The sequence below is a fragment of the Chitinophaga oryziterrae genome (assembly GCF_009758125.1).
Lineage (GTDB): Bacteria > Bacteroidota > Bacteroidia > Chitinophagales > Chitinophagaceae > Chitinophaga > Chitinophaga oryziterrae.
This window is the reverse complement of the sequence record NZ_WRXO01000025.1, coordinates 1-2,705: the sequence shown is the minus strand read 5'-3', so window position 1 is coordinate 2,705 and position 2,705 is coordinate 1. Positions and strand designations below refer to the sequence as shown.

The window sequence follows — 2,705 nt, the reverse complement described above, 5'->3', positions numbered from 1 at the left end:
TGTCTAGAACGGAGGCCATTGGGCCATCGATTTCGGTGATACTGGGCCACCCGTTTCGGGAATCATTGGGCCAAAATTAAACGATCTATTTCGGAGGTCATTGGGCCAAATTGCACAACCGTAAAACGGAGGTCACTGGGCCAATTACCCTGACTGATTCTGGAAACGGAAGTCATTGTGCCAGCTAAACAGAGATGGTCGTAAAACGGAGGTCATTGGGCCACTTTCCATGATTTATAATAGCCTTGTATCTGAACCACCAAAATCCAGATACCATGGCAGGTCAAAGAATTGAAATCATGGAAATACGCAATTTGATCTCACTAAAAGCCAAAGGGCTGAGCAACCGTAAAATTGCAGATCTGTTAAAGATCAACCGTAAAACAGTCGATTCATATATCAGCCGATTCTCTTTTCTGAAGCTCAGTAGCGAAGAACTGCTAGGGCTTGAGGAAGCAGATTTACGGGATTTGTTTACAGAAGATAGCCAGACGGAAAAGGCACGCTATGAGTCTTTATCGGGTTATTTCTCTTATTTTGAAAAGGAACTTTGTAAGCCGGGTTGTACCCTCCAGGCACTCTGGAAGGAATATATCACTAGTCATCCGGATGGCTATAAATACACTCAATTTACCTGGCATTACAGGCGCTGGCGTAAGCTCAATAATTACAGCGGCAAACTGGAACACAAAGCCGCAGAAAAGCTCTTTGTTGATTTCTGTGGGAATAAACTTTCTTATGTTGAAAGATCTACCGGTGAGCAGATTGAAGTAGAAGTATTTATAGCTGTACTGCCCTGCAGCCAATATACGTTTGTGAAGGCAGTACCGTCTCAGCAACGGGAAGATGTGATTAGTTGTCTGGCTGATTGTCTGCATTGGCTGGGTGGAGTCCCTCAGGCTATTGTATCTGACAATCTCAAAGCGGCTGTCAGCAAAGGATGTAAGTATGCACCCATCATCAATAAGACGCTGGCCGATTTTTCACTTCATTATGGCTGTGCCGTCGATCCCGCCCGTCCTTATCATCCGCAGGATAAAGCTCTTGTTGAACGAAGCGTAGAGATCGTTTATCAGCGCATCTATTATCCATTGAGTAAACAGCTCTTCTTTGATATCTTCTCATTAAATAAGGCTATCTGCAGTCTTTTACAAGAGTATAACGACTACCTGTTTTCTCATGGGAATGGTACCCGTCGGAGCCATTTTATAGATCTGGAACAGGCATATTTGCATCCTCTGCCATCTGGTTCATATAGTATCCGCCACTTCAGACGGGCTAAAGTACAGAAGACCGCACATATATACATGAGCGAAGATCACAATTATTATAGCGTTCCTTACCGCTTTACCGGAATGCATGTAGAAGTACAATACAACCAGGATATAGTGGAGATATTTTACAACCATGAGCGCATTGCCTTGCATAAACGTAGCCATAAGGCAGGACATTACACAACTACCTCAGATCATATGCCCTCTACTCATCAGGCTTATGGACAATGGAGCCCTGAATACTTTGAAAACCGGGCAGTGCAGGTTGGGCCTTTTACATTGGAATATATCCGTAGGCTGCTTGCCCAATATAGTTATCCGGAAATTGCCTATAAGCAGTCACATGGCATCTTATCTTTTGTAAAATCTTATAACAAAGAGCGCCTGGAAGGCGCTTGTAAACGAGCCCTGGAATACCACAGAGCATCTTATCATACTATCGCTAATATTCTGAAAAGCGGATTGGATATGGAACAAATACCAACAGATCCCGTCATTGCTATTGGTGATCACAATAACATCCGGGGAGCCGCCAATTACAAATAGAACTCCACTCACTATTAAAAACACTTACCTAAAGTACATGTATTATGAATGAACACAACACCGTAGAAAAGATGCGCAGAATGCGCATGAATGCCATGGCTAACCTTTACCATCGCAGCATAACAGAACACCTTTATCAAGACTATTCCCTGGATGATTTTTTGGCGCTGATGGTTGATACAGAATGGGAGAACCGGCAGAGTCGTAACATAGAGAATCTGGTTCAGCGGGCAGGTTTTAAACAGGCGGTTTCCGCCGCTGATATTGATTATCAGACTCGAAGGAATCTGGATAAAACTACCCTGGAACGACTGTTAGGTCTAAACTTTATGCATAACAAGGAAAATCTGATCATCACCGGTCCCACTGGTTCAGGAAAAAGCTTCCTCGCCCAATGTATAGGGGTTAAAGCCTGTCAAATGCTTAGCAGGACCATATATTATAATACTGCCCGGTTCTTTGATCTTGCCAAGCTGGCAAGGTTGGAAGGAACTTATGCTAAACTGATCAAACGAATACAAAAGGCCCAGTTACTTATCCTTGATGACTTTGGTCTGGTCACCATTGACCAGGCTGCACGTAATGTCTTGCTGGATGTGATCGAAGAAAGATATGATAAGGCTTCTACTATTATTGCTACACAAATACCTGTAGCCAAATGGCACGGCCTCATTGGGGAAAATACAATTGCAGACGCTATACTTGATAGGATCGTATTCTCCTCCCACAGAATCGAACTTGAAGGAGAATCATTAAGAAAGAAAAAACAGTTGAACTGATTAACTTAAACTCTTATTATTGCATATGGAAAGTGGCCCAATGACTCCCGAAATACCTGGCCCAGTATCCTCCGTTTTAACTGGCCCATCATCACCGTTATAGACA

Annotated in this window: 2 protein-coding genes; both read left to right on the top strand. The window is 43.2% G+C overall.

Going from position 1 to position 2,705, the window contains the following annotated elements; genetic code table 11:
* The first annotated feature begins 275 nt into the window (after positions 1-275).
* On the top strand, positions 276-1,820 hold the full coding sequence (istA, locus tag GO495_RS31820; RefSeq protein WP_157304000.1) for an IS21 family transposase: 1,545 nt from the start codon (positions 276-278) through the stop codon (positions 1,818-1,820).
* Positions 1,821-1,864: 44 nt separating this feature from the next.
* Positions 1,865-2,599 carry an IS21-like element helper ATPase IstB gene (gene istB, locus GO495_RS31815; RefSeq protein WP_157303999.1) on the top strand — a complete coding sequence of 245 codons (735 nt, stop codon included), beginning with the start codon at positions 1,865-1,867 and terminating at the stop codon, positions 2,597-2,599.
* The last annotated feature ends 106 nt before the right edge of the window (positions 2,600-2,705 follow it).